Raw genomic sequence first — 21,569 nt, forward strand, 5'->3', positions numbered from 1 at the left:
CTCGTCGAATTGATTGTTTTTTGATCATTTGGCGAGTTTAAAAGTTGCGCTAGGTGGTATGCCGGGGAAATACATGGCTACTTCAGACCATCCCTAGCTGAAACCACTGGCCCACCACCAGTGCCGAGAGTGTGAACAGTCATCCCAGAATGATTTACCTGGCTCATCCGACTACCTTTCTTGTTCTAGTTAATAAGAAAAATGGTTAATGCCAGATCAAATGTAATCCAAGAAACAACTTACCACTATGCAGTTTTCTCTTGTTCTTTATTCTTTTTCGCTTGCGACTTTATGATAAAGGCCACTTCAAGCCCTATGCGCAACAATCACGAGCGCATTCCGGGCGGCGGAGACGGCCAGAATGAACGGTCAGAGCAAGAACTTTAAGCGCTCAAAAATAAGCTGACCGTTGCGAATTAATCTCTAATTTTAGGGATGAATAAATAAGGGAAATTCACACCGAACTTACTCTTCGACCACAGCCGCCGTCCCTGGGCGGCTGAGCCTGTAGATCATTCAAAGTTCGGGGCTGTACCTGGCTTCGAGAATACGATATTGCGCAGAGCTGACAGTCTTACCACTTCTTCGGGACTGGATTGATTGTGCAATTCATCGAAGAGGCTGGACAGGTCGTTACCCGGACTAACCCAGAACAGTCCACGAGCAGGTTTATCCGAATCGATGCGATACGCATGAGTCGAACCACGTTGCCAACAAACATAATCGCCAGGCTTGGCAGTCATCCACTCACCATCTTTATACAGTGCATACTCACCCTCCAGAACAAATACGTGCTCATCCTGTATCGGATGAGTATGCGGCGGTATAAAGCTGCCAGGAGGATCGTAGGTCAACCAAGCAAAACTACTCTGCTCATCTCCGCCGAGAATCGGCCAATAAGAAGTACCCAGCACATTCCAAACTTTACGGCCAATCATAGACTTTATTTCGTCAACACCGAAAGGTAGTGGCACGTTTCGGTCTGAGCGTATTATTCCTGACTCCATATTCCACACCTCACTCAAGTAAAATCCATACACCATGACCTTTCCGGGCAATCAGAGCGCCTACTGATAACTGCTCTTCGACAAGCACTCCGATGCCGTTCTTAATCAAGAAAGACATTAGATAAATCCCCTCAGCTCTTGCTATGCAGATATTTGATTAAAATTGTACTTTTTTATTATGAAGCTACCAAAAATTGAATATGGTTTACCAAAATATGCTCTAGTTTCAAAAAAAAATTCGCTCAAAATGACAAGGCAGACGGTCTTCGACTGCACGACACGACCCACTGGAACCGAATGGAAGGTTTTTTGCCATGTTGCATCAAATCGATGAAAAATCCCTTAAAGTCAGGTTCCGTAGGGCTTTCGCACTTGCCGATGGATGCGAACCCGATCCTCGCTTCACGCTAGCCAATGAACGAACCTTCCTTGCCTGGATCCGTACGGCCATTGCGCTTCTGGCCAGCGGAATTGCACTGGATGCGCTCCCGCTAGATCTATTTGCCGGGCGCCTGCAAATGCTGCTGTCATATACACTCACTGGTATGGCGCTGCTAGTTAGCGTTAACGCAACCCTACGCTGGCTCAATGTGGAGCGCGCCCTACGTCGCCGCCAATCTCTTCCGTACCCAATCCTGGCACCAATACTGGGTTTATTCGGCCTGATAGTTTCAACCATACTGTTACTGCCTTGAGGCCACCTGCGTGTCGAGCTCTGCCACCCCTCCCCTACATGACGACCGGGGCCTACAGCCCGAACGCACTGCGCTGACCTGGGAACGCACCGTACTCTCTACTTTGGTACTTGGATGCATCGTATTTCGTCATCCCCTGGCCCGCGACATTCCCATGATGACGCTAATGCTTATGGCTCTGTGTATCGGCTCTATCTACTCATTATTAATCATCGACGGCTATCGCCAGTCAGCGCAGCACATACGTGGAGAAAGCTCAGCTCCACGGCTAGGCGAGGTGCTGATATTAGGGCTGGGCGTTGCAATGTTAAGTAGTGCAGCATTGTGGGGTATGTTGTAAAGGTCAACACTGGGGAGCTTCCCGCCAAGCTTGAACAACTGCCCCATGGCTTTGAGGCACAGGCTGAAACGATGGAGCAGTCGTCAATGAGTTTGAAACTACTGTCAGGCGTCAGCCCCTTTGAAGAAGCCCCTTCGCTATCAGGAGGTCAACATGTGACTGATTCCACCATCATTATTTTCGATATGGACGGTACTGTCCTCGACTCGGCTCCCGGAATCCTTGAGAATTTGACGTATGCCATCCGTCAAATGGGCCATGATTTTATTCCCGGCGCCGAGACGCAGAAGTTATTTGGCCCCCCCCAATGAACCAAATTGTCGCAGAACTTTTGGCGCCTTTCGCAGACGATCGAGTCGACGAGTACGTCCACCTGTACCGCTCCCACTACAGGGAGCAAGGGCTCTACAAAAGCTTTCCGTACACAGGCATCAGCAATGCGCTCAGTCATTTTTCGGACCGTCATTACTCGCTCTTTATTGCGACCTCGAAACGACAAGAGTTTGCTGAAAAAATGCTTACCTACAACGGATTGTTCAATGCTTTCCAGTCGATCTTCGGCACTTCGCCCGACGGTAACCTGGATGACAAGGCTGATCTGATGAAGACGCTGCTAGCATCCCTTGCGAAGCCCCCATCTAGCGTTTTCATGAGTGGAGACAAACGTGATGACTGCAGGCTGCGCAGCTAAATGCAATGATTCCGGTGGGTGCACTGTGGGGCTATGGGGCCGTCGATGAATTGAAAAACAGTGGGGCCCTGGCCGCCGATACACCCTGGGAATTACCCACCGTAGTTGACGGTCTGCTGCCCGCAGCTTGATAAGGAGCGACATGACCCCCACCGCCGCCAGCCCAGCAGTATCTAAAACGCCAGATTTTCCTGCCGCGGGCGGTCACGTTGAGCGCAAGCCCATCCGTGTCGCCCATCATGTAGTTTTCAGGCTTGCCGAACGGTCGTATCTCAGAGCGCCATAGCGAGCTCCTGAACAGAGTCAGGACCGGATGCTCGTCTCGCTATCCTAACTGCTCCAGCAAAAAACCGATTCAGTGCACATCCAAATCCAAAATCCTCATTCGGGACTTAAATCGGGACTTAAAGCACTGGATGGAGCTGGATTTCAGTGGTTCCTGCCGGAACGAAAAAAGGACCCGAAGGTCCTGATTTCAATCGCTTACAGAATTTAGTGGAACTCTGCAGCGCAATATTTGGAGCGGGAAACGAGACTCGAACTCGCGACCCCGACCTTGGCAAGGTCGTGCTCTACCAACTGAGCTATTCNTTGGTGATGCGCATTCTATAGAATCCTCAGCACCCGTCAACCCCTTGATTCAAAAAAGTTTTATTTCTTTTCCACGGTCGTGCGCAGATGGGGCCAGGCGGCGCGCAAGTATTGCAGCATGGACCACAGGGTCAGGCCGGCGGCGATCAGCAGCAAGGCGTAGCCCAGCAGCACCCAGAAAGTGAAGTTAGACGGGTTGGCCAGCAGGATGACCAGCGCCAGCATCTGCGCGGCGGTTTTCCATTTGCCCATGTTGGACACGGCCACATGGGCGCGTGCGCCGATTTCGGCCATCCATTCGCGCAGGGCCGAGACGACGATCTCGCGACCGATGATCACGGCGGCCGGCAGGGTCAGCCACAGGTTGCCGTGCTCTTGCACCAACAACACCAGTGCCACGGCGACCATCAGTTTGTCGGCCACAGGGTCGAGGAACGCGCCAAACGGCGTGCTCTGCTCCAGGCGTCGTGCCAGGTAACCATCCAGCCAGTCGGTTGCGGCCGCAAAAGCGAAGACCGAACTGGAGGCCATGTAGCTCCATTCATAGGGCAGGTAGAACAACAAAATGAAAATCGGAATGAGCAGGACGCGTAGAACGGTGATCAGATTAGGGATATTCATCGGCACAACTGGCTACGAGGTGAGAAGGCATTCTACTCGCTGTGTAGGTTTGCATAAATCAACTCAGCGAGCTTTTTACTGATTCCAGGGGCTTTGGCTATTTCTTCAATGCTGGCACGGGACAATTCCTGCAATCCGCCAAAATGTTTCAACAGTTCGCGCCGTCGCTTTGGCCCTACACCCGCCACCCCTTCCAGGGTGGAGGTACGCCGGGTTTTACCACGTCGGGCACGATGACCGGTAATGGCAAAACGATGGGCTTCGTCGCGAATCTGCTGAATCAGGTGCAATGCCGGTGAATCGCCCTTCAAGGTGAACTCATGGGCTGCATCATTCAAGTACAACGTTTCAAAACCGGCCTTGCGCGTCGCGCCCTTGGCCACGCCGAGCAGGATCAGGTCGGGCACCGCCAGTTCGTTGAGCACGTCACGGGCCATGGATAGCTGGCCCTTGCCGCCGTCCACCAGCAGGATATCCGGCAGCTTGCCCTCGCCGTCCTTGAGTTTGCTGAAGCGCCGGGTCAAGGCCTGGTGCATGGCGGCATAGTCGTCGCCCGGGGTGACGCCTTCAATGTTATAGCGTCGATAATCGGACTTGATCGGGCCTTCCGGGCCGAAGACCACGCAGGACGCCACGGTCGCCTCGCCGCTGGAGTGACTGATGTCGTAGCACTCCAGGCGTTGCGGCGGCTCGTCGAGCTTGAGCACATCGGCCAGCGCGTCAAAGCGCGCGGCCACATGCTGGCGGTTGGCCAGGCGCGCGCTCAGGGCCTGTTCGGCGTTGGTCACCGCCAGTTGTTGCCAACGCGCCCGCGTGCCGCGCACCCGGTGGCTGATGTCCAGCTCGCGGCCGCGCAGGGCGTGGATCGCATCAATCAAGGCGGGGAAGTCTTCGTGCACCACGTTGACGATCAACTCGCCCGGCAAGTCGCGCTCGGGGCTGCTGACGTAGTACTGGCCAAGGAACGCGGCCATGACCTCGGCCACCTCCTCCTCGATTCCGGTCTGGGGAAAGAAGTTCTTGCTGCCCAGCACCCGGCCGCCACGTACGCTGATCAGGTGCACGCAGGCCCCGCCCGGGTTGACGAAGGCCGCAATCACGTCGACGTCACCGGTGCCGCCTTCCATGCTTTGCTGGTCCTGCACCCGCCGCAGCAGGGACACCTGGTCACGCAGTTCGGCGGCCCGCTCGAAGTCCAGGACACTGGCCGCCTGCTCCATGGCGCCGGACAGTTCGTCGGCCAGGGCATTGCTGCGCCCTTCGAGGAACATCACCGAGTGCCGCACGTCTTCGGCATATTCCTGGGGCTCGACCAGCCCGACACAGGGTGCCTTGCAACGCTTGATCTGGTATTGCAGGCATGGGCGGGTACGGTTCTTGTAGAAGCTATCTTCGCACTGACGTACAAAAAAGGTCTTTTGCAGCAGGCTCAGGCTCTCGCGGATCGCTCCGGCGCTGGGGTAAGGGCCAAAATATTTGCCCTTGTGCTTCTTCGCCCCGCGATGGATGCTCAGGCGTGGGAAATCGCCGTCCGACAGAAACACGTACGGGTAGGACTTATCGTCACGCAGCAGAATATTGTAGGGCGGCCGCCATTCCTTGATCAGCGTCTGCTCAAGCAGCAGCGCCTCGGTTTCATTGGCGGTGATGGTGGTTTCGACCTGGGCGATACGCCCCACCAGCGCAGCGGTCTTCGGCGCCAGGCCGGTCTTGCGAAAGTAACTGGCCAGGCGCTTCTTGAGGTTCTTGGCCTTGCCGACGTACAGCAGGCGCGCTTCGCTGTCGAACATGCGATACACGCCAGGCCGGCCACTGCAGGTCGCTAGAAATGCACTGGGATCAAACGCGGCGGTTATTTCAGTGGCTTGCATTTCAGGCGCTGGCGTCCACCATGCCGTGGCGAACCGCCAGCAAGGTCAATTCAACATCACTGCTGATGGACAGCTTCTCGAAGATTCGATAACGGTAGGTGTTCACGGTTTTCGGCGACAGGCAGAGCTTGTCGGAAATCGACTGGACCTTCTGGCAGCCGACAATCATCAAGGCGATCTGAATCTCGCGCTCGGACAAGGCATCAAACGGCGAGTCGCTGACCGGCTGAAACGACTTGATCGCCAACTGCTGGGCAATCTGCGGGCTGATGTAGCGCTGGCCGGCGAATACCAGGCGGATGGCCTGGACCATTTCTGCGAGGCCCGCACCTTTGGTCAAATAACCTGCCGCGCCCGCTTGAAGAAGCCTGGTAGGAAAAGGGTCTTCCTCACAGACAGTGACCACGACCACCTTGATATCTGGATGACTGCGCAACAACTTGCAGGTAGCGCCAAGACCGCCAATCCCCGGCATCTTGACGTCCATCAACACCACATCGGGCTTCAATTCACGCGCCTTGATCAGGGATTCCTCTCCCGACTCAGCCTGGCCGACCACTTGCAGGCCATCGATGTCAGCCAGCATTCGTGTAATGCCTGTACGAACGAGATCATGGTCATCGACTACTAGCACCCTAATCAAGCAGACACCTCGCGAAATGGTCTTATAGGTTGCTGAACACCTTAGCAAAAAACCAAGGCACAGACCTAGCTGAACGCGTCATATATATAGAGTTTCAATACACTACGAACGCCTGCCGAACGGCAGGCGGGGTTGTTTCCTGGGTAAAAGGTCAGGATTCCTTGGGGATCGGCCGGGATTTTCCATTCACCACAGAGGAATGCTCTGCCAGGGTGCTGGTCAGCCTGCGGATTGCGTCCTGGTCCTCTTTAAACATCGCCCGGTAGTTGCCCAGCACCTTTTCTTCGATCTGGCTCAGGTTGTCCAACTGGATAGGCGTTGGGCTGCCCGTCAAGACGAACAGGATATCGACGCCCTTCTCAGCGACCCGGGACAAATAATCGGCCTTTGGCGCGCGGCCACCGTTTTCATATTTGCCTTGTGCGTTTGCTTCCACGCCTCCTATTTCACCAAAAACCTTTTGCGACAAGCCAAGTCGCTCTCTTTCTTGCCTTAAGCGCGAACCAATTCCACTCATTTGGATGTATTATCCCTTCTGGTACACCCCAAGAGGTGACGATGTCATCTCGTTTTACACAAACTTGAACGGTTTTGAACTATGCCCGGAATTCGTACCGCTGCACAAGCCAAAGCCTGGCTGGAACATCAAGGCAAATCGGTCCAGGCATTCGCCAGGGAACATGGCGTGGACCCGGCAACCACCTATCAAGTGCTCGCTGGGCGCAAAAAGGGGCGGCGTGGAGAAGCCCATAAGGTGGCGGTCCTTTTGGGCATGAAAGAGGGGATCATCCTTAACGAGACACAAAGCCCAAGTAATGATCAGGAGATTGGCTCCTAAGGAGCAGTATGCACCGATTCAAGTCGAGCGCGAGGTTTACCGAGACGACTGCGCTGACAAACAAACAGACTCCATCTGCCAGAAACAGCCCTCCTCACCGACAATACTCAGCCCCTGGCGCTGATACAGCCTTTTTGCCGGGTTGGTCTTGAATACCGTCAATCGCAAATAATCCCGGCTTTCGGCCCGGGCCTTGGCGATCATCCGTTCCAACACCCAACTGCCCGCGCCCTGACGGCGAAAAGCGTCAAGCAGGTGCAGTTCGCGAATGTACAACGCCTTATCATCCCGGCTCAGGCTGACGAACCCTACCGGCCTGTTATCCTGGCAAATCAACCAGTTTTCCCGCCCGGCCCAGGCGGTATCGAAGCCTTTGTCAGACCACGTCAGATGGTATTGCCGATAGTAATGGCCCATGGCCTGATGCGTCAGGCTGCGTGCAAAGGCCAGGTGCTGATCCGATGCAGCCTTGAGGGTGAATGCCATAGCAGTGGGCTCCATTGCGTCACAGGTCGCATCCAGGCAATCATTGTGAGTATCCTCCAGCATATCGGGACATCCGCCATAGTGCTAAGCCCCTCCTCACGATAGAAATTACTGATTGAATCCACCTACAGGCCTCAGTTAAGCTCCATCCCATCATTTGGAGAAACACCATGTTGCCACTCACCCTCATCCAGGCTCGCCCTACCGCCAACGCACAGCGTTCGGTCGTGGCTACCCGCGTGAACGGTTTGAGCGCACTGGTCAGCTTTTATTTTGGGTATTGGTTTAGCCACTGGCGCGCCTGATACCTGAAATCGGCGCCCACTACTCAAGGGGTCGCCTACCAGAGAAATCTAACCCCCGGTCGGCTCCCCGACCGGGGGTTTTGTTTTTTCAGCCCTGAACACTTTTTGCAACACACCGAACTTAAAGGAAACCACACCATGAACTTCACCACTTATTACCGTTACGACACCTGCACCGCCTGGCGATTTAGCAAGCTCCGTTCGGGACAGCCTGCCGCCTCCGATCGGTCACCTATTGGTGGCAAGCCAACACACACCGCCAATACGGCCAATTGTCGAACACCCCAGTAGGGCAGAGCGTGCGGGAACAGCCCGCCGCTTGCCCAGGAAGCAAAAACTATGAACTCGTCCATCGCCGCCCTGCCCGTTACCACCCTGTCCAGCGCCAATGAAGCGCTGACCCAGCGTTTGCCCAGCGCCCTTGAGCTCAAGCAGCAATTGCCCCTGAGCCCGTTCCTGAGCGAGCAAGTCAATGCTCATCGCCAGGCGATCCGCGCGATTCTCACGGGTGAAGACTCGCGCCTGCTGGTCATCGTCGGGCCCTGCTCGATCCATGACCCCGAATCCGCCATGGAATACGCACGCAATCTGAAGAAACTGGCCAATGACGTCAGCGACCAGATGCTGCTGGTGATCCGCGCCTACGTCGAAAAACCGCGCACCACCATCGGCTGGAAAGGCCTGGCCTACGACCCGCACCTGGATGGCAGCGACGACATGGCCGCCGGCCTCACCCTGTCACGGGAATTGATGCGTGAAATGCTGCGCCTGGGTTTGCCGGTCGCCACCGAGCTGCTGCAACCGATGGCCGCCGGCTACTTCGACGATATGCTCAGTTGGGTCGCCATTGGCGCGCGCACGACCGAGTCGCAGATCCACCGGGAAATGGCCAGCGGCCTGGGCATGCCCGTCGGCTTCAAGAACGGCACCGATGGCGGCGTGGCCATTGCCTGTGACGCCATGCGCTCGGCGGCCCACCCGCACCGCCACTTCGGCGTCGACAGCCAGGGGCATCCGGCGATCATCCAGACCCCGGGCAACGCCGATACCCACCTGGTATTGCGCGGCGGCCACCGTGGCCCGAACTACGACCGCCAGAGCGTGGCCCAGGTCAAGACCGACCTGGCCAAAAGCAAAGTGGCCACGCGGCTCATGGTCGATTGCAGCCACGCCAACAGCGGCAAGGACCCGATGCGCCAGCCGGCGGTGTTCAATGACGTGCTGGAGCAGCGCTTGCAGGGCGACACCTCGCTGATCGGCATGATGCTGGAGAGCCATCTGTTCGCAGGCTGCCAGCCGCTCAGCCCGTCGATGCGCTACGGCGTTTCGGTGACCGACGGCTGCCTGGGCTGGGACGGCACCGAGCAGTTGCTGCGTGAAGCGGCCACACGCCTGCGCGATCACGCCTGATGTAAATCAGTGGAACTTTGCCAGGAAATAACCGCCTGAATCCGGTAGGCTCACCTTTTTTAATTCAAGGAGTTATCCACCATGGCCAAAGCCACCGCCCGTCACATCCTGGTTGCCAGCGAAGACAAGTGCAACGAACTCAAAGCCCAGATCGAAGGCGGCGCTGATTTCGCAGAAATCGCCAAAGCCAACTCCAGCTGCCCATCGAGCCGTGATGGCGGCAACCTGGGTTCGTTCGGCCCTGGTCAGATGGTCAAGGAATTCGACACTGTCGTGTTCAGCGCCCCGGTCAACACCGTGCAAGGCCCGGTGAAAACCCAGTTCGGCTATCACCTGCTGGAAGTGACCAGCCGCCAGGACTGATCCACGTTTTTGCAAAACATAACGGCCCACCTTTTGGTGGGCCGTTGTGTTTGCGCCCCAGCAGGGAGACTGGCGACCCGTGCGCGGTTAGGGTACAAGTCCCCTTCCTTCTTCACCCGGCGCTCAAGGCTGATAATGCGACTGGACTTCCTCACGTTGGTTGGCTCTACCCTGGCCCTGCTGCTGGCGAGTGCTGTCTCGTTCGCCGCCCCGCAACATGCACTGACCGTCTACGGCGAACCCGCCAAATACCCTGCCGGTTTCAGCCATTTCGACTATGTAAACCCCGACGCGCCCAAGGGCGGCAGCCTCAAGCGCTCGGCCATTGAAGTCGGGCGCTTCGACCATGTGCTGCCGTATATCGACAAAGGCATCGGCGTCAGCCAAGTGGACGGCTGGGTGTACTCGCCCCTGGCCTACCGCTCGCTGGATGAGCCCTATACCGTCTACGGCCTGGTGGCGCAAAAGATGGAACGCGCCGAAGACGGCCTGTACCTGCGGTTTTTCCTCAACCCCAAGGCGCGGTTTGCCGACGGCACGCCCATCACCGCAGAAGATGTGCGCTACAGCTTCAACCTGCTGATGACCCAGGGCAGCCTGCGCTTTCGCACGCTGTTCGCCGACGTCAAGCACGTCGAGGTCGAAGGCCCGGGGCAAGTGCGTTTTGACTTCTCCAGCAATGAAAACCGCACCCTGCCCCTGGATGTCGCGACCCTGCCGGTGTTCCCCGAACATTGGTGGAAGAGCCGCGACTTTGCCAATGGCGGCGGCTATGAAGCGCCCCTGGGCAGCGGCCCGTACAAGGTCAGCAAGATCAATGCCGGCAGCACCATCACCTTCCAGCGCGACCCCGACTGGTGGGGCAAGGACTTGCCCGTCAGCCGCGGCCTGTACAACTTCGATCACCTGAGCCTGGAATACTTTGGCGATACCGAAGTTGCACGCCAGGTCCTGCGCGGCGGCGCCTACGACTTCAACCGCGAATTCTCCGCCACCGGCTATTCCATCGGCTACAACGGCCCGGCCCTGGACGATGGCCGCCTGCAACGCGCGCACCTGGCCAAGCAAGCCCCGCAGCCGGCCCAGGGCTATGTGTTCAATATGCAAAAACCGATGTTCCAGGACCGCCGCGTGCGCCAGGCCCTGGCCATGCTCTGGGATTTCGAGTGGGCCAACCGGCAGATGATGCGCAACCTGTATATCCGCCAGCAAAGCTACTTTTCCAACAGCCCGCTGGCCGCCACCCAACTGCCCGACGCCCGGGAGCTGGCGATTCTCGAACCCTTGCGCGGGCAGATCCCCGACGAAGTCTTTACCCAGGTGTTCAAGGCGCCGACCACCGACGGCAGCGGCATGATCCGCGACAAACAGTTGCAAGCCCTGGCCCTGCTGGAAGACGCCGGCTGGACCCCCAAGGGCGACAAGCTGGTGAACGCTGCCGGCGAGCCCCTGGAGTTCACCTTCCTCAATGTGCAGAACGGCCTCGAACGCCTGCTGCTGCCCTATAAACGCAACCTGGCGCAGATCGGCATCACCCTCAACATCCGGCGCATCGACTCATCCCAGTACGTCAACCGCCTGATGACCCGGGACTACGACATGATCGTCACCGGCTTCCCGGTCACCACCTCGCCGGGCATGGAGCTGTACAACTACTTCGGCTCCTCGTCGGCGTTCGACCCGGGCGCCAACAACTACATCGTCCTGCAAAACCCGGCGGTAGACACCCTGGTCACCGGCCTGGTGCGCGCCACCACCCAGGCGCAGATGCTCAGCTACGCCCACGCCCTGGACCGGGTGTTGCAATGGAATTATTACTGGATCCCCAATTACTACCCACACGGCGCCTCGGCCGCGTGGTGGAACCGCTTCGGTCGCCCGGCCATCGAGGCCAGCAACGACGAGGCGCTGGAGTCGTGGTGGGAAGTCAGCCCGACGCCCCTGACCAATGAACAGATGAAAGCCGAACTGAGCCAGCCGCGAGGTGCCCGCTGATGTTTGCCTATATCGTGCGGCGTCTGCTGCTGATCATCCCGACCCTGGTGATCATCCTGCTGGTGAACTTTGTGATCGTCCAGGCCGCGCCCGGCGGGCCGGTGGAGCAGGCCATCGCCCACTTGCAGGGCATTGGCGGCGGCAGCGTCGGCGGCTCGGCCGGCGACGGCGTCAGCAGTGGCTCGCGCGCCAGCCGTGGCCTCGACCCCAAGCTGATCAAGGACATCGAAAAACAATACGGCTTCGACAAATCCGCACCCGAACGCCTGTGGCTGATGCTCAAGAACTATGCCCGGCTGGATTTCGGCAACAGCTTCTTTCGCGGCGCCACGGTGACCGACCTGATCCTGGAAAAGATGCCGGTGACCCTTTCCCTCGGCCTCTGGGCCACCCTGATCACCTACCTGGTGTCGATCCCCCTGGGGATCCGCAAGGCGGTGCGCCACGGCAGCAGTTTCGATGTGTGGAGCAGCACCGCCATTGTCATTGGCTACGCGATGCCGGCTTTCCTGTTTGCGATGTTTTTGATCGTGGTCTTTGCCGGCGGCACTACCCTGAACTGGTTCCCGGTGCGCGGCCTGGTGTCGGAGAACTTCGAGCAACTGGGCACACTGGGCAAGATCGCCGATTATTTCTGGCACCTGGTGCTGCCGGTCAGCGCCCTGGTGATCGGCGGGGTCGCCACCTTGACCATCCTCACCAAAAACTCGTTCCTCAATGAAATCACCCGCCAATACGTAGTCACCGCCCGGGCCAAGGGCCTGAGCGAACGGCGCGTGCTCTACGGCCATGTGTTTCGCAACGCCATGCTGCTGGTGATCTCCGGGATCCCCCAGGCGTTTATCAGTGTGTTCTTTGCAGGCTCGCTGCTGATCGAGGTGATTTTCTCCCTCGACGGCCTGGGCCGCATGAGCTACGAAGCGGCGGTGTCGCGGGACTATCCGGTGGTCTTTGGCTCGCTGTTTATCTTCACCCTGTTCGGCCTCTTGATAAAACTGATCGGCGACCTCTGCTACACCCTGGTGGACCCGCGTATCGACTTCGCCGCGAGGAACGCCTGATGCTCAATCTGTCTCCCGTGGCCCGTCGCCGCTTCGAGCGCTTCAAGCAAAACCGCCGGGGCTGGTGGTCGCTGTGGCTGTTTATCGGCCTGTTTATCCTGACCCTGGGCGGCGAGTTGATCGCCAACGACAAGCCGCTGGTGCTCAGTTACCAGGACCAGTTGTATTTCCCGGTGTTCAAGCGCTACACCGAGCAGCAGTTCGGCGGGCAACTGCCGTTCCAGGCCGACTACCGCAGTGACTATGTGCAGCAACTGATCCACAAAGACGGCGGCTGGATGCTGTTCCCGCCGATCCCCTTCAGCGATGACACGCCCAACTACGAGCTGACCCGCCCTGCCCCCAGCCCGCCGTCCACAGTGAACTGGCTGGGCACCGACGACCAGTCCCGCGATGTGCTGGCGCGGGTGATCTTCGGCGCGCGGGTGTCGATCCTGTTCGCCCTCGGCCTGAGCGCAATCAGCGCCATCATCGGCATTGCCGCCGGCGCCTTGCAGGGCTATTACGGCGGCTGGGTCGACCTGCTCGGCCAGCGCATCCTTGAAGTGTGGTCGGGGCTGCCAGTGCTGTACCTGCTGATCATTCTCTCGGGGTTTGTCGAACCGAACTTCTGGTGGCTGCTGGGGATCATGGCGCTGTTTTCCTGGCTGGCCCTGGTGGACGTGGTGCGCGCCGAGTTCCTGCGTGGGCGCAACCTGGAATACGTGAAGGCCGCGCGCGCCCTGGGCCTGGGGGACGGCAAGATCATCCGCCGGCATATCCTGCCCAACGCCATGACCGCCACCCTGAGCTACCTGCCCTTTATCCTGACCGGGGCGATTTCCACCCTCAGCGCCTTGGACTTCCTCGGTTTTGGCATGCCGGCGGGCAGCGCCTCCCTCGGCGAATTGATCGCCCAGGGCAAGCAAAACCTGCAGGCGCCGTGGCTCGGGCTCACGGCCTTCTTCACCCTGGCGCTGATTCTGTCGCTGCTGGTATTTATCGGCGAGGCGTTGCGTGACGCCTTCGACCCACGATCATAAAGGGCGATGCATCCATGACTGACAACCTGATCGAGATCCGCGACCTGTGCGTCGCCTTCAGCGGCCAGACCGTGGTGCGCAACCTGTGCCTGGACGTGCGCCGTGGCGAATGCCTGGCGCTGGTGGGCGAATCGGGCTCGGGCAAGTCGGTGACCGCCCATTCGATCCTGCAACTGCTGCCCCAGGCCGGCACCGCTAGCACCGGTTCCGTGCGCTATCGCGGCCAGGAACTGCTCGGCGCCGACGCCGGCACCCTGCAAAAACTGCGGGGCAACCGCATCGCGATGATCTTCCAGGAGCCGATGACCTCCCTCAACCCCTTGCACAGCATCGAAAAGCAGATCGGCGAAACCCTGCTGCTGCACAAGGGCCTGGGCGGCAAGGCGGCGCAGGCACGCATCCTCGAACTGCTGGAGCTGGTGGGCATCCGCAACCCCCAGGAGCGCCTCAAGTCCTACCCCCATCAGTTGTCGGGTGGCCAGCGCCAACGGGTGATGATTGCCATGGCCCTGGCCTGCGAGCCGGAACTGCTGATCGCCGACGAGCCGACCACCGCGCTGGATGTGACGGTGCAGCGCAAGATCCTGCTGCTGCTCAAATCCTTGCAGCAACGCCTGGGCATGTCCTTGCTGCTGATCAGCCATGACCTCAACCTGGTGCGCAGCATTGCCCAGCGCGTGTGTGTGATGCAGGCCGGGGAAATTGTCGAGCAGGCCGACTGCCAGGCCCTGTTCAATGCGCCGCAACACCCCTACAGCCGCCTGCTGCTGGATGCCGAACCGGTCGGCACGGCACTGTGCCAGGATGTGCGCGAGACGGTGTTGCAGGTCAACGACCTGAGTGTGCGCTTCCCCATCGGTGGCGGGCTGTTGCGGCGCAAGCAGTACCTGCAAGCGGTGAACGGCATCAGCCTGGACCTGCAACGGGGCAAAACCCTGGGGATCGTCGGCGAGTCCGGCTCCGGCAAGTCCACCCTCGGCCAGGCGATCCTGCGCCTGCTCGACTCCAGCGGCAGCATCCGCTTCCAGGGCGAGGCCCTCGATGGCCTGAGCCAGAAGCAGATGCGGCCCTGGCGCAAACAGATGCAGGTGGTGTTCCAGGACCCCTACGGCAGCCTCAGCCCGCGCATGTCGGTGCAACAGATCATCAGCGAAGGCCTGGAAGTGCACGCGCCGTGCAGCCTGCAAGAGCGTGACGCGCAGGTGATCAAGGTGCTGCAGGATGTGGGCCTCGACCCGGCCAGCCGCCATCGCTACCCCCACGAGTTCTCCGGCGGCCAGCGCCAACGCATCGCCATCGCCCGCGCCCTGGTGCTGCGCCCGGCGCTGATGCTGCTGGACGAGCCCACCTCGGCCCTGGACCGCACCGTGCAAAAACAAGTGGTGGCGCTGCTGCGTGAACTCCAGGAAAAGTACGGCCTGACCTACCTGTTTATCAGCCATGACCTGGCCGTGGTGCGGGCCATGGCCCACGATATGATCGTGGTCAAGGACGGCAGGGTGGTTGAGCGCGGTCCGAGCCAGGCGGTGTTTGCCGCGCCGCAGCATCCCTACACCCAGGAGCTGCTGGCCGCCGCACAGGCTCCCCTGTCCTTCACTCAATAAATCTGGCGCCCCGAGCATGAACACGACCGAAAGCCTCAAGGACTACCCGCACGTTCGTGGCCTGGCGATCCAGTCCCTGTTCGAGATCATCGAGCAGTCCAGCGAAGGCACGGTGATTGTCGACCGCGACGCCAATATCGTGTGGATGAACGAACGCTACGCCAAGCGCTTCGGCCTGAAAAGCGCCGACCAGGCCATCGGCCAGCCGTGCGAACAGGTGATCTCCAACAGCCTGCTACGCCAGGTGGTACGCACCGACCAGCCGATCCTCCTGGATATCCAGGACACGCCCAAAGGCCCGCTGGTGGTGATGCGCCTGCCGATCCACGACGATTCCGGCAAGGTCATCGGCGCCATCGGCTTTGCCCTGTTCGATGAGTTGCGCAACCTCTCGCCGATGATCGAGCGCTACCTGAGCATGCAACAGGAGTTGGCCTCGACCCGCTCGCTGTTGCGCTCACGCCAGAGCAAATACAACTTCGCGCATTTTATCGGCACCAGCGCCGCCAGCCTGGAGGTCAAGCGCCGGGCGCGGCGCAGCGCCAGTGCCGAGTCGCCGGTGTTGCTGCTGGGCGAAACCGGCACCGGCAAGGAGCTCCTGGCCCAGGCCATCCATGGTGCCTCGCCACGCGCCAACAAAGCCTTTGTCAGCATCAACAGTGCCGCCATCCCCCATGACCTTTTGGAAGCCGAATTCTTCGGCACCGCGCCCGGCGCATTTACCGGTGCCGACCGCAAGGGCCGCGCCGGCAAGTTGCAGCTCGCCCAGGGCGGGACGTTGTTTCTCGATGAAATCGGCGACATGCCATTGCCGCTGCAAAGCAAACTGCTGCGGGTGCTGCAGGAGAAAGAATTTGAGCCGGTGGGCTCCAACGAGATGATCCACAGCGATGTGCGGGTGATCGCCGCAACGTCCACCGACCTGGAAGCCGCGATCAAGCGCGGCGAGTTTCGCGCCGACTTGTATTACCGCCTCAACGTCTTGCCGATCCAGGTCCCGCCCCTGCGCGAACGCCTGGATGATATTCCGGCGTTGAGCGAGGCCATCCTCGAAGAACTGCGCAGCCAGCATGAACTGGACCGTGAAGCCCTGGCGTTGCTGGCCGAGCATGCCTGGCCGGGGAATATCCGCGAGCTGCGTAATGTGCTGGAACGGGCGGCGCTGCTCAGCGATGACTTGGTGCTGGATGCGCGGGAGATCCGTGCAGCAATTGGCACCTTCAGCCCAGTGGAGCGCAGCGCCGTGGCGCCCATGGAGGTCGAAACCTTCAGCGTGGCGCGGGAGCGGTTCGACCGGCAGTTGATTGCTGCGGCGTTGCGCCAGTGCGAGGGCAATGTGGTGGAGGCAGCCAAGCGATTGGGGCTCGGTCGCTCGACGCTGTACAAGAAGATGGTGGCGCTGGGCATCGAGCAGTCTCAATAGAGAGACAAAACTCTCAATACCAAGACAATCCCCTGTGGGAGCGGGCTTGCCCGCGATAGCGGTGTGCCAGGCAACAAATCCATGCCAGGTAGACCGCCATCGCGGGCAAGCCCGCTCCCACATTTGATCTGCATTTGTCTTGATATAGAGACACGGCTTCAATATAAACTTTAAATATCTATATATATCAATAAGTTAAAGAGTTGGCACGCTTCCCGCTATAGCCCCTTCCTACAAGCTCTACCCACAACAATAACAATCCGATGGAGACACACCATGAGTGTGATCATTGCCCTGGCGGCGCTTGCGCTGCTGATGCTGGCTGCCTACCGTGGCTATAGCGTCATCCTGTTTGCCCCCATCGCCGCCCTTGGCGCCGTGTTGCTCACCGACCCTTCCGCTGTCGCCCCTGCCTTTACCGGGGTGTTCATGGAAAAAATGGTCGGCTTTATCAAACTCTACTTCCCAGTGTTCCTGCTCGGCGCGGTGTTCGGCAAGCTGATCGAGCTGTCGGGCTTTTCGCGCTCGATCGTCGCGGCCGCCATCCGTTTGCTCGGCACCCGCCAGGCAATGTTGGTGATCGTGCTGGTCTGCGCATTGCTGACCTATGGCGGTGTATCGCTGTTTGTGGTGGTGTTTGCGGTGTACCCGTTCGCCGCCGAAATGTTCCGCCAGAGCAATATCCCCAAGCGCCTGATCCCGGCGACCATTGCCCTGGGTGCGTTCTCGTTCACGATGGACGCCCTGCCCGGCACGCCGCAGATCCAGAACATCATCCCCAGCACCTTCTTCAACACCACCGCCTGGGCCGCGCCCTGGCTGGGCTTGATCGGCACCATTTTTGTGTTCTGCGTCGGCATGCTGTACCTGGCGCGCCAGCGCAACAAGGCCCAACGTGCCGGTGAAGGCTATGGCACCGACTTGCGCAACGAGCCGGAAACCGCCGCAGACCTGAGCCTGCCCAACCCGTGGATCGCCCTGTCGCCATTGATCCTGGTGGGGGTGATGAACCTGCTGTTCACCCACTGGATCCCGCAGTGGTACGGCAAGACCCACAGCCTTGCCCTGCCGGGCATGAGCGCGCCGGTGACCACGGAAATCGCCAAGCTCACCGCGATCTGGGCGGTGCAGGCCGCGTTACTGGTGGGGATCATCATGGTCTTGGTGTTTGGCTTTTCGGCGATCAAGAGCAAGCTGGCCGAAGGCAGTAAAAGCGCGGTCAGCGGCGCACTGCTGGCGGCGATGAACACCGCTTCGGAATACGGCTTCGGCGCGGTGATCGCCTCGCTGCCGGGCTTCCTGGTGCTAGCGGACTGGCTCAAGGGCATCCCCGACCCGCTGGTCAACGAGGCGATTACCGTGACCCTGCTGGCCGGTATCACCGGCTCTGCCTCCGGCGGCATGAGCATCGCCCTGGCGGCCATGTCCGAAAGCTTTATTTCCGCAGCCCATGCCGCCAATATCCCCCTGGAAGTGCTGCACCGGGTCGCGGCCATGGCCAGTGGCGGCATGGACACCCTGCCCCACAACGGCGCGGTCATCACGCTGCTGGCAGTCACCGGGCTGACCCACCGCGAAGCCTACAAGGATATTTTCGGCATCACGATCATCAAGACCCTCGCGGTGTTCGTGGTGATCGGTACTTTCTACGCCACCGGCATTGTGTGAGGTTTTCATGACGACATTGAACGGCAAGACCGCCCTGGTCACCGGCTCTACCAGTGGCATCGGCTTAGGGATTGCCCTGAGCCTGGCCAAGGCCGGCGCCAACCTGATCCTCAACGGCTTCGGCGATGCCAGCGCGGTGATCGCCCAGGTGCAGGCGTTTGGCGGCAAGGTCGGTCATCACCCGGCCGATGTCAGCGACCCGGCGCAGATCGCCGAGATGGTCGCCTACGCCGAGCGCGAGTTCGGCGGCATCGACATCCTGGTGAATAACGCGGGCATCCAGCATGTGGCCGCGGTGGAAGACTTCCCGGTAGAGCGCTGGGACTCGATCATCGCCATCAACCTGTCGTCGGTGTTCCACAGCACCCGCCTGAGCCTGCCGGGCATGAAGGCCAAAGGCTGGGGGCGGATCGTCAATATTGCCTCGGTGCACGGCCAGGTCGGCTCGGTGGGCAAGGCGGCGTATGTGGCGGCCAAGCACGGGGTGATCGGCCTGACCAAGGTCGTCGGCCTGGAAACCGCCACCAGCAACGTGACCTGCAACGCCATCTGCCCGGGTTGGGTGTTGACGCCGCTGGTGCAGAAGCAGATCGATGACCGCATCGCCACAGGCGTTGAGCCGCAGCAGGCCCAGCATGACCTGCTGGCTGAAAAGCAGCCGTCCCTGGAGTTCGTCACCCCACCGCAACTGGGCGAGCTGGTGCTGTTCCTGTGCAGCGAGGCCGGCAGCCAGGTGCGTGGCGCGGCGTGGAATATTGATGGTGGGTGGCTGGCCCAGTAACCCCCTATCGCCCCAACAAAGAAGATCCAAATGTGGGAGCTGGCTTGCCTGCGATAGCGGTGGGCCAGTTAACTCATGCATGACTGATCCACCGCTATCGCAGGCAAGCCAGCTCCCACAGTTTGGATGTGTGTTGTCTGGCGGATTTCATACAAGAACAAGAGAGTGCGCCATGTCCGATATCCTCTGGCAACCCAGCCCGGAACGCATCCACACCACCCGGATGGACCAGTTCCGGCGCTTTATCAATGATCGCCACGCCTTGCAGATCAACGATTACCCCACCCTGCACCAATGGAGCATCGACCAGCGCCCGGCCTTCTGGGCGGCGATTGTCGAGTTCTTCGACGTGCAGTTTCGTACGCCGCCCAGCACCGTGCTGGTGGAAGGCGCGCAGATGCCCAGCGCCCAGTGGTTTCCCGGCGCCACCCTGAACTTTGCCGAACACCTGCTGCGCCGCCGCGATGAGCACCCGGCGGTGGTCGCCATCAGCGAAGACGGCCAGCGCGAACAACTGACCTATGCCGAACTGGCCCGCCACGTCGCCGGCCTGCAGCGCAGCCTGCAAGCGGCGGGCGTGGGCCTGGGTGATCGGGTGGCGGCGTGCATGCCCAATACCTGGCAAACCCTGGTGGGCATGCTCGCCACCAGCAGCCTGGGGGCGATCTGGTCCTGCTCCTCGCCGGACTTCGGCACCCAGGGGGTGATCGACCGCTTCGGCCAGATCGAACCCAAGGTGCTGATCACCTGCGCCGGCTATCGCTACGCGGGCAAGCTGATCGACCAGAGCGCCAAGCTCAATGAAATCCTCGAGCGCCTGCCGTCCCTGCAACAGCTGATCATCGTGCCCTACGCCCGGCCCGAGGCGCATGTCGACGACTACCAGACCCCGGCCAACGTCACCCTGTGGGATGACTTCTATTGCCCCGACGGCGAACCGCAGTTTGTCGCCGTGCCCTTCGACCACCCGCTGTACATCCTCTACTCCAGTGGCACCACCGGCGTGCCCAAATGCATCATCCACGGCACCGGCGGCGTGCTGCTGACCCACCTCAAGGAACACGGCCTGCACGCCGACCTGTCGCGCGACGACTGCCTGTTCTACTACACCACCTGCGGCTGGATGATGTGGAACTGGCTGGTCTCGGTCTTGGCCATCGGCGCCACGGCGGTGCTGTATGACGGCTCGCCGTTTCATCCGGGCCCCGCGCGCCTGATTGACCTGATCGACCAGGAACGCATCAGCGTGTTCGGCACCAGCCCGAAATACCTCGCCACCCTGGAAAAGGCCGGCCTGCAACCACGCTGCAGCCATGACCTGGGCAGCCTCAAGGGCCTGATCTCGACCGGCTCGCCACTGTCGCCCCAGAGCTACGACTACGTGTACCGCGAGATCAAGCAGCAGCTGTGCCTGTCGTCGATGTCGGGGGGCACCGACATCGTCTCCTGCTTTGTTATCGGCAACCCGGTGTTGCCGGTACGCCGCGGCGAAATGCAATGCAAGAGCCTGGCGATGGCCATCGAAGTGTGGGACGACCAGGGCCGGCCGCTGGTCGGTGAAAAAGGCGAACTGGTGTGTACCCGGCACTTCCCGGCGATGCCCATCGGCCTGTGGCATGACCCGTTGGGGGAAAAGCTGCGCGCTTCGTATTTCAGCCAGTTCCCCGGCGTATGGGCCCAGGGCGACTATGCCGAGCAGCGCGCCAATGGCAGCCTGTTGATCCATGGTCGTTCGGATGCGGTGCTCAACCCCGGCGGCGTGCGCATCGGCACGGCGGAGATCTACCGCCAGGTGGAAAAGGTCCCGCAGGTCGCAGAAAGCCTGGCCATCGGCCAACGTTGGCAGGACGATGTGCGCGTGGTGCTGTTTGTACGCCTCAATGACGGCGAACACCTGGACGCCGCCCTTGAGCAACAGATCCGCGATGTGATCCGCGCCCATACCACGCCGCGCCACGTGCCGGCGAAGATCCTCAGCGTCACTGACATTCCGCGCACCCTCAGCGGCAAGATCGTCGAGTTGGCGGTCAGGAATGTCGTGCACGGCGAACCGGTGAAGAACACCGATGCCCTGGCCAACCCCCAAGCCCTGGAGCAGTTTCGCAACCGCCCCGAGCTGGGGTAAAAAAGATGAAAGGTTTCAGCTTTGACGCA

General features: G+C 60.1%; 21 protein-coding genes. 15 read left to right on the forward strand and 6 right to left on the reverse strand.

Features of this window, described 5'->3' with window-relative positions:
- Positions 1-512: 512 nt before the first annotated feature.
- Positions 513-938 carry a cupin domain-containing protein gene (locus AO268_RS19535; protein WP_083743138.1) on the reverse strand — a complete coding sequence of 142 codons (426 nt, stop codon included), beginning with the start codon at positions 936-938 and terminating at the stop codon, positions 513-515.
- 383 nt (positions 939-1,321) lie between these two features.
- Here AO268_RS19535 and AO268_RS19540 point away from each other — a divergent pair, with 383 nt between their 5' ends.
- From AO268_RS19540 to AO268_RS33245, 4 genes are all read left to right on the forward strand, one after another.
- Entirely contained in the window at positions 1,322-1,702 is a 381-nt protein-coding gene (locus AO268_RS19540) for a YidH family protein (protein WP_076965271.1), read from the forward strand.
- Positions 1,703-1,712: 10 nt separating this feature from the next.
- Positions 1,713-2,042: a DUF202 domain-containing protein gene (locus AO268_RS33830; protein WP_076965270.1), complete on the forward strand. Its 330-nt coding sequence runs from the start codon at positions 1,713-1,715 to the stop codon at positions 2,040-2,042.
- 86 nt (positions 2,043-2,128) lie between these two features.
- Positions 2,129-2,353, forward strand: a complete 225-nt coding sequence (locus AO268_RS33240) for an HAD hydrolase-like protein (protein WP_257154416.1) — start codon at positions 2,129-2,131, stop codon at positions 2,351-2,353.
- Positions 2,350-2,733, forward strand: coding sequence for an HAD hydrolase-like protein (locus AO268_RS33245; protein ID WP_242627634.1), 384 nt, complete (start codon positions 2,350-2,352; stop codon positions 2,731-2,733). The genes AO268_RS33240 and AO268_RS33245 overlap by 4 nt, the downstream gene beginning before the upstream one ends.
- A 651-nt stretch (positions 2,734-3,384) precedes the next feature.
- On the opposite strand, the gene pgsA is transcribed toward AO268_RS33245, so the two are convergent.
- The 4 genes from pgsA to AO268_RS19575 form a co-directional block, all read right to left on the reverse strand.
- Complete coding sequence (pgsA, locus tag AO268_RS19560) at positions 3,385-3,945, reverse strand: CDP-diacylglycerol--glycerol-3-phosphate 3-phosphatidyltransferase (protein ID WP_029293776.1); 561 nt, start codon at positions 3,943-3,945, stop codon at positions 3,385-3,387.
- Between the two features lie 32 nt (positions 3,946-3,977).
- Entirely contained in the window at positions 3,978-5,801 is a 1,824-nt protein-coding gene (gene uvrC / locus AO268_RS19565) for an excinuclease ABC subunit UvrC (protein WP_076965275.1), read from the reverse strand.
- A 16-nt stretch (positions 5,802-5,817) separates the two neighbouring features.
- Positions 5,818-6,459, reverse strand: coding sequence for a response regulator transcription factor GacA (gene gacA / locus AO268_RS19570; RefSeq protein WP_029293774.1), 642 nt, complete (start codon positions 6,457-6,459; stop codon positions 5,818-5,820).
- A 151-nt stretch (positions 6,460-6,610) separates the two neighbouring features.
- A complete protein-coding gene (locus tag AO268_RS19575) occupies positions 6,611-6,976 on the reverse strand; it encodes a helix-turn-helix domain-containing protein (RefSeq protein WP_076964560.1) in 366 nt (121 codons plus the stop codon).
- Between the two features lie 81 nt (positions 6,977-7,057).
- On the opposite strand from AO268_RS19575, the gene AO268_RS19580 reads away from it, so the two are divergent.
- Positions 7,058-7,297, forward strand: a complete 240-nt coding sequence (locus AO268_RS19580; protein WP_076964561.1) for a DNA-binding protein — start codon at positions 7,058-7,060, stop codon at positions 7,295-7,297.
- Between the two features lie 36 nt (positions 7,298-7,333).
- Here AO268_RS19580 and AO268_RS19585 read toward each other — a convergent pair whose 3' ends face one another.
- Positions 7,334-7,783, reverse strand: coding sequence for a GNAT family N-acetyltransferase (locus AO268_RS19585; RefSeq protein ID WP_076964562.1), 450 nt, complete (start codon positions 7,781-7,783; stop codon positions 7,334-7,336).
- 644 nt (positions 7,784-8,427) lie between these two features.
- On the opposite strand from AO268_RS19585, the gene AO268_RS19590 reads away from it, so the two are divergent.
- The 10 genes from AO268_RS19590 (at position 8,428) to AO268_RS19635 (ending at position 21,540) form a co-directional block, all read left to right on the forward strand.
- A complete protein-coding gene (locus AO268_RS19590; protein ID WP_099169561.1) occupies positions 8,428-9,498 on the forward strand; it encodes a 3-deoxy-7-phosphoheptulonate synthase in 1,071 nt (356 codons plus the stop codon).
- Positions 9,499-9,579: 81 nt separating this feature from the next.
- Positions 9,580-9,861: a peptidylprolyl isomerase gene (locus AO268_RS19595; RefSeq protein ID WP_099169562.1), complete on the forward strand. Its 282-nt coding sequence runs from the start codon at positions 9,580-9,582 to the stop codon at positions 9,859-9,861.
- A gap of 135 nt (positions 9,862-9,996) precedes the next feature.
- The gene (locus tag AO268_RS19600; protein WP_076964564.1) at positions 9,997-11,856 is read left to right on the forward strand and encodes an extracellular solute-binding protein; all 1,860 of its coding nucleotides are present in this window, start codon (positions 9,997-9,999) and stop codon (positions 11,854-11,856) included.
- Positions 11,856-12,917, forward strand: a complete 1,062-nt coding sequence (locus tag AO268_RS19605) for a microcin C ABC transporter permease YejB (RefSeq protein ID WP_099169563.1) — start codon at positions 11,856-11,858, stop codon at positions 12,915-12,917. The genes AO268_RS19600 and AO268_RS19605 overlap by 1 nt, the downstream gene beginning before the upstream one ends.
- Positions 12,917-13,939 carry an ABC transporter permease gene (locus tag AO268_RS19610; protein ID WP_099169564.1) on the forward strand — a complete coding sequence of 341 codons (1,023 nt, stop codon included), beginning with the start codon at positions 12,917-12,919 and terminating at the stop codon, positions 13,937-13,939. The genes AO268_RS19605 and AO268_RS19610 overlap by 1 nt, the downstream gene beginning before the upstream one ends.
- Positions 13,940-13,953: 14 nt before the next feature.
- The gene (locus AO268_RS19615) at positions 13,954-15,543 is read left to right on the forward strand and encodes an ABC transporter ATP-binding protein (RefSeq protein ID WP_099169565.1); all 1,590 of its coding nucleotides are present in this window, start codon (positions 13,954-13,956) and stop codon (positions 15,541-15,543) included.
- A gap of 16 nt (positions 15,544-15,559) precedes the next feature.
- Positions 15,560-16,966, forward strand: coding sequence for a sigma-54 interaction domain-containing protein (locus AO268_RS19620; RefSeq protein ID WP_076964568.1), 1,407 nt, complete (start codon positions 15,560-15,562; stop codon positions 16,964-16,966).
- A 276-nt stretch (positions 16,967-17,242) separates the two neighbouring features.
- A complete protein-coding gene (locus tag AO268_RS19625) occupies positions 17,243-18,634 on the forward strand; it encodes a GntP family permease (RefSeq protein ID WP_076964569.1) in 1,392 nt (463 codons plus the stop codon).
- Positions 18,635-18,641: 7 nt separating this feature from the next.
- Positions 18,642-19,415, forward strand: a complete 774-nt coding sequence (locus AO268_RS19630) for a 3-hydroxybutyrate dehydrogenase (RefSeq protein ID WP_076964570.1) — start codon at positions 18,642-18,644, stop codon at positions 19,413-19,415.
- 172 nt (positions 19,416-19,587) lie between these two features.
- Positions 19,588-21,540, forward strand: coding sequence for an acetoacetate--CoA ligase (locus tag AO268_RS19635; protein ID WP_099169566.1), 1,953 nt, complete (start codon positions 19,588-19,590; stop codon positions 21,538-21,540).
- Positions 21,541-21,569: the final 29 nt, after the last annotated feature.

The sequence above is a fragment of the Pseudomonas sp. ICMP 8385 genome (genome assembly GCF_002699915.1).
Lineage (GTDB): Bacteria > Pseudomonadota > Gammaproteobacteria > Pseudomonadales > Pseudomonadaceae > Aquipseudomonas > Aquipseudomonas gessardii.

Bases quoted from the DNA above. Each gene is read 5' to 3' on its own strand.
- AO268_RS19535 (WP_083743138.1), bottom strand. From the start codon at position 938: ATGATTGGCCGTAAAGTTTGGAATGTGCTGGGTACTTCTTATTGGCCG.
- AO268_RS19540 (WP_076965271.1), top strand. From the start codon at position 1,322: ATGTTGCATCAAATCGATGAAAAATCCCTTAAAGTCAGGTTCCGTAGG.
- AO268_RS33240 (WP_257154416.1), top strand. From the start codon at position 2,129: ATGAGTTTGAAACTACTGTCAGGCGTCAGCCCCTTTGAAGAAGCCCCT.
- AO268_RS33245 (WP_242627634.1), top strand. From the start codon at position 2,350: ATGAACCAAATTGTCGCAGAACTTTTGGCGCCTTTCGCAGACGATCGA.
- pgsA (WP_029293776.1), bottom strand. From the start codon at position 3,945: ATGAATATCCCTAATCTGATCACCGTTCTACGCGTCCTGCTCATTCCG.
- AO268_RS19575 (WP_076964560.1), bottom strand. From the start codon at position 6,976: ATGAGTGGAATTGGTTCGCGCTTAAGGCAAGAAAGAGAGCGACTTGGC.
- AO268_RS19580 (WP_076964561.1), top strand. From the start codon at position 7,058: ATGCCCGGAATTCGTACCGCTGCACAAGCCAAAGCCTGGCTGGAACAT.
- AO268_RS19585 (WP_076964562.1), bottom strand. From the start codon at position 7,783: ATGGCATTCACCCTCAAGGCTGCATCGGATCAGCACCTGGCCTTTGCA.
- AO268_RS19590 (WP_099169561.1), top strand. From the start codon at position 8,428: ATGAACTCGTCCATCGCCGCCCTGCCCGTTACCACCCTGTCCAGCGCC.
- AO268_RS19595 (WP_099169562.1), top strand. From the start codon at position 9,580: ATGGCCAAAGCCACCGCCCGTCACATCCTGGTTGCCAGCGAAGACAAG.
- AO268_RS19600 (WP_076964564.1), top strand. From the start codon at position 9,997: ATGCGACTGGACTTCCTCACGTTGGTTGGCTCTACCCTGGCCCTGCTG.
- AO268_RS19605 (WP_099169563.1), top strand. From the start codon at position 11,856: ATGTTTGCCTATATCGTGCGGCGTCTGCTGCTGATCATCCCGACCCTG.
- AO268_RS19610 (WP_099169564.1), top strand. From the start codon at position 12,917: ATGCTCAATCTGTCTCCCGTGGCCCGTCGCCGCTTCGAGCGCTTCAAG.
- AO268_RS19615 (WP_099169565.1), top strand. From the start codon at position 13,954: ATGACTGACAACCTGATCGAGATCCGCGACCTGTGCGTCGCCTTCAGC.
- AO268_RS19620 (WP_076964568.1), top strand. From the start codon at position 15,560: ATGAACACGACCGAAAGCCTCAAGGACTACCCGCACGTTCGTGGCCTG.
- AO268_RS19625 (WP_076964569.1), top strand. From the start codon at position 17,243: ATGAGTGTGATCATTGCCCTGGCGGCGCTTGCGCTGCTGATGCTGGCT.
- AO268_RS19630 (WP_076964570.1), top strand. From the start codon at position 18,642: ATGACGACATTGAACGGCAAGACCGCCCTGGTCACCGGCTCTACCAGT.
- AO268_RS19635 (WP_099169566.1), top strand. From the start codon at position 19,588: ATGTCCGATATCCTCTGGCAACCCAGCCCGGAACGCATCCACACCACC.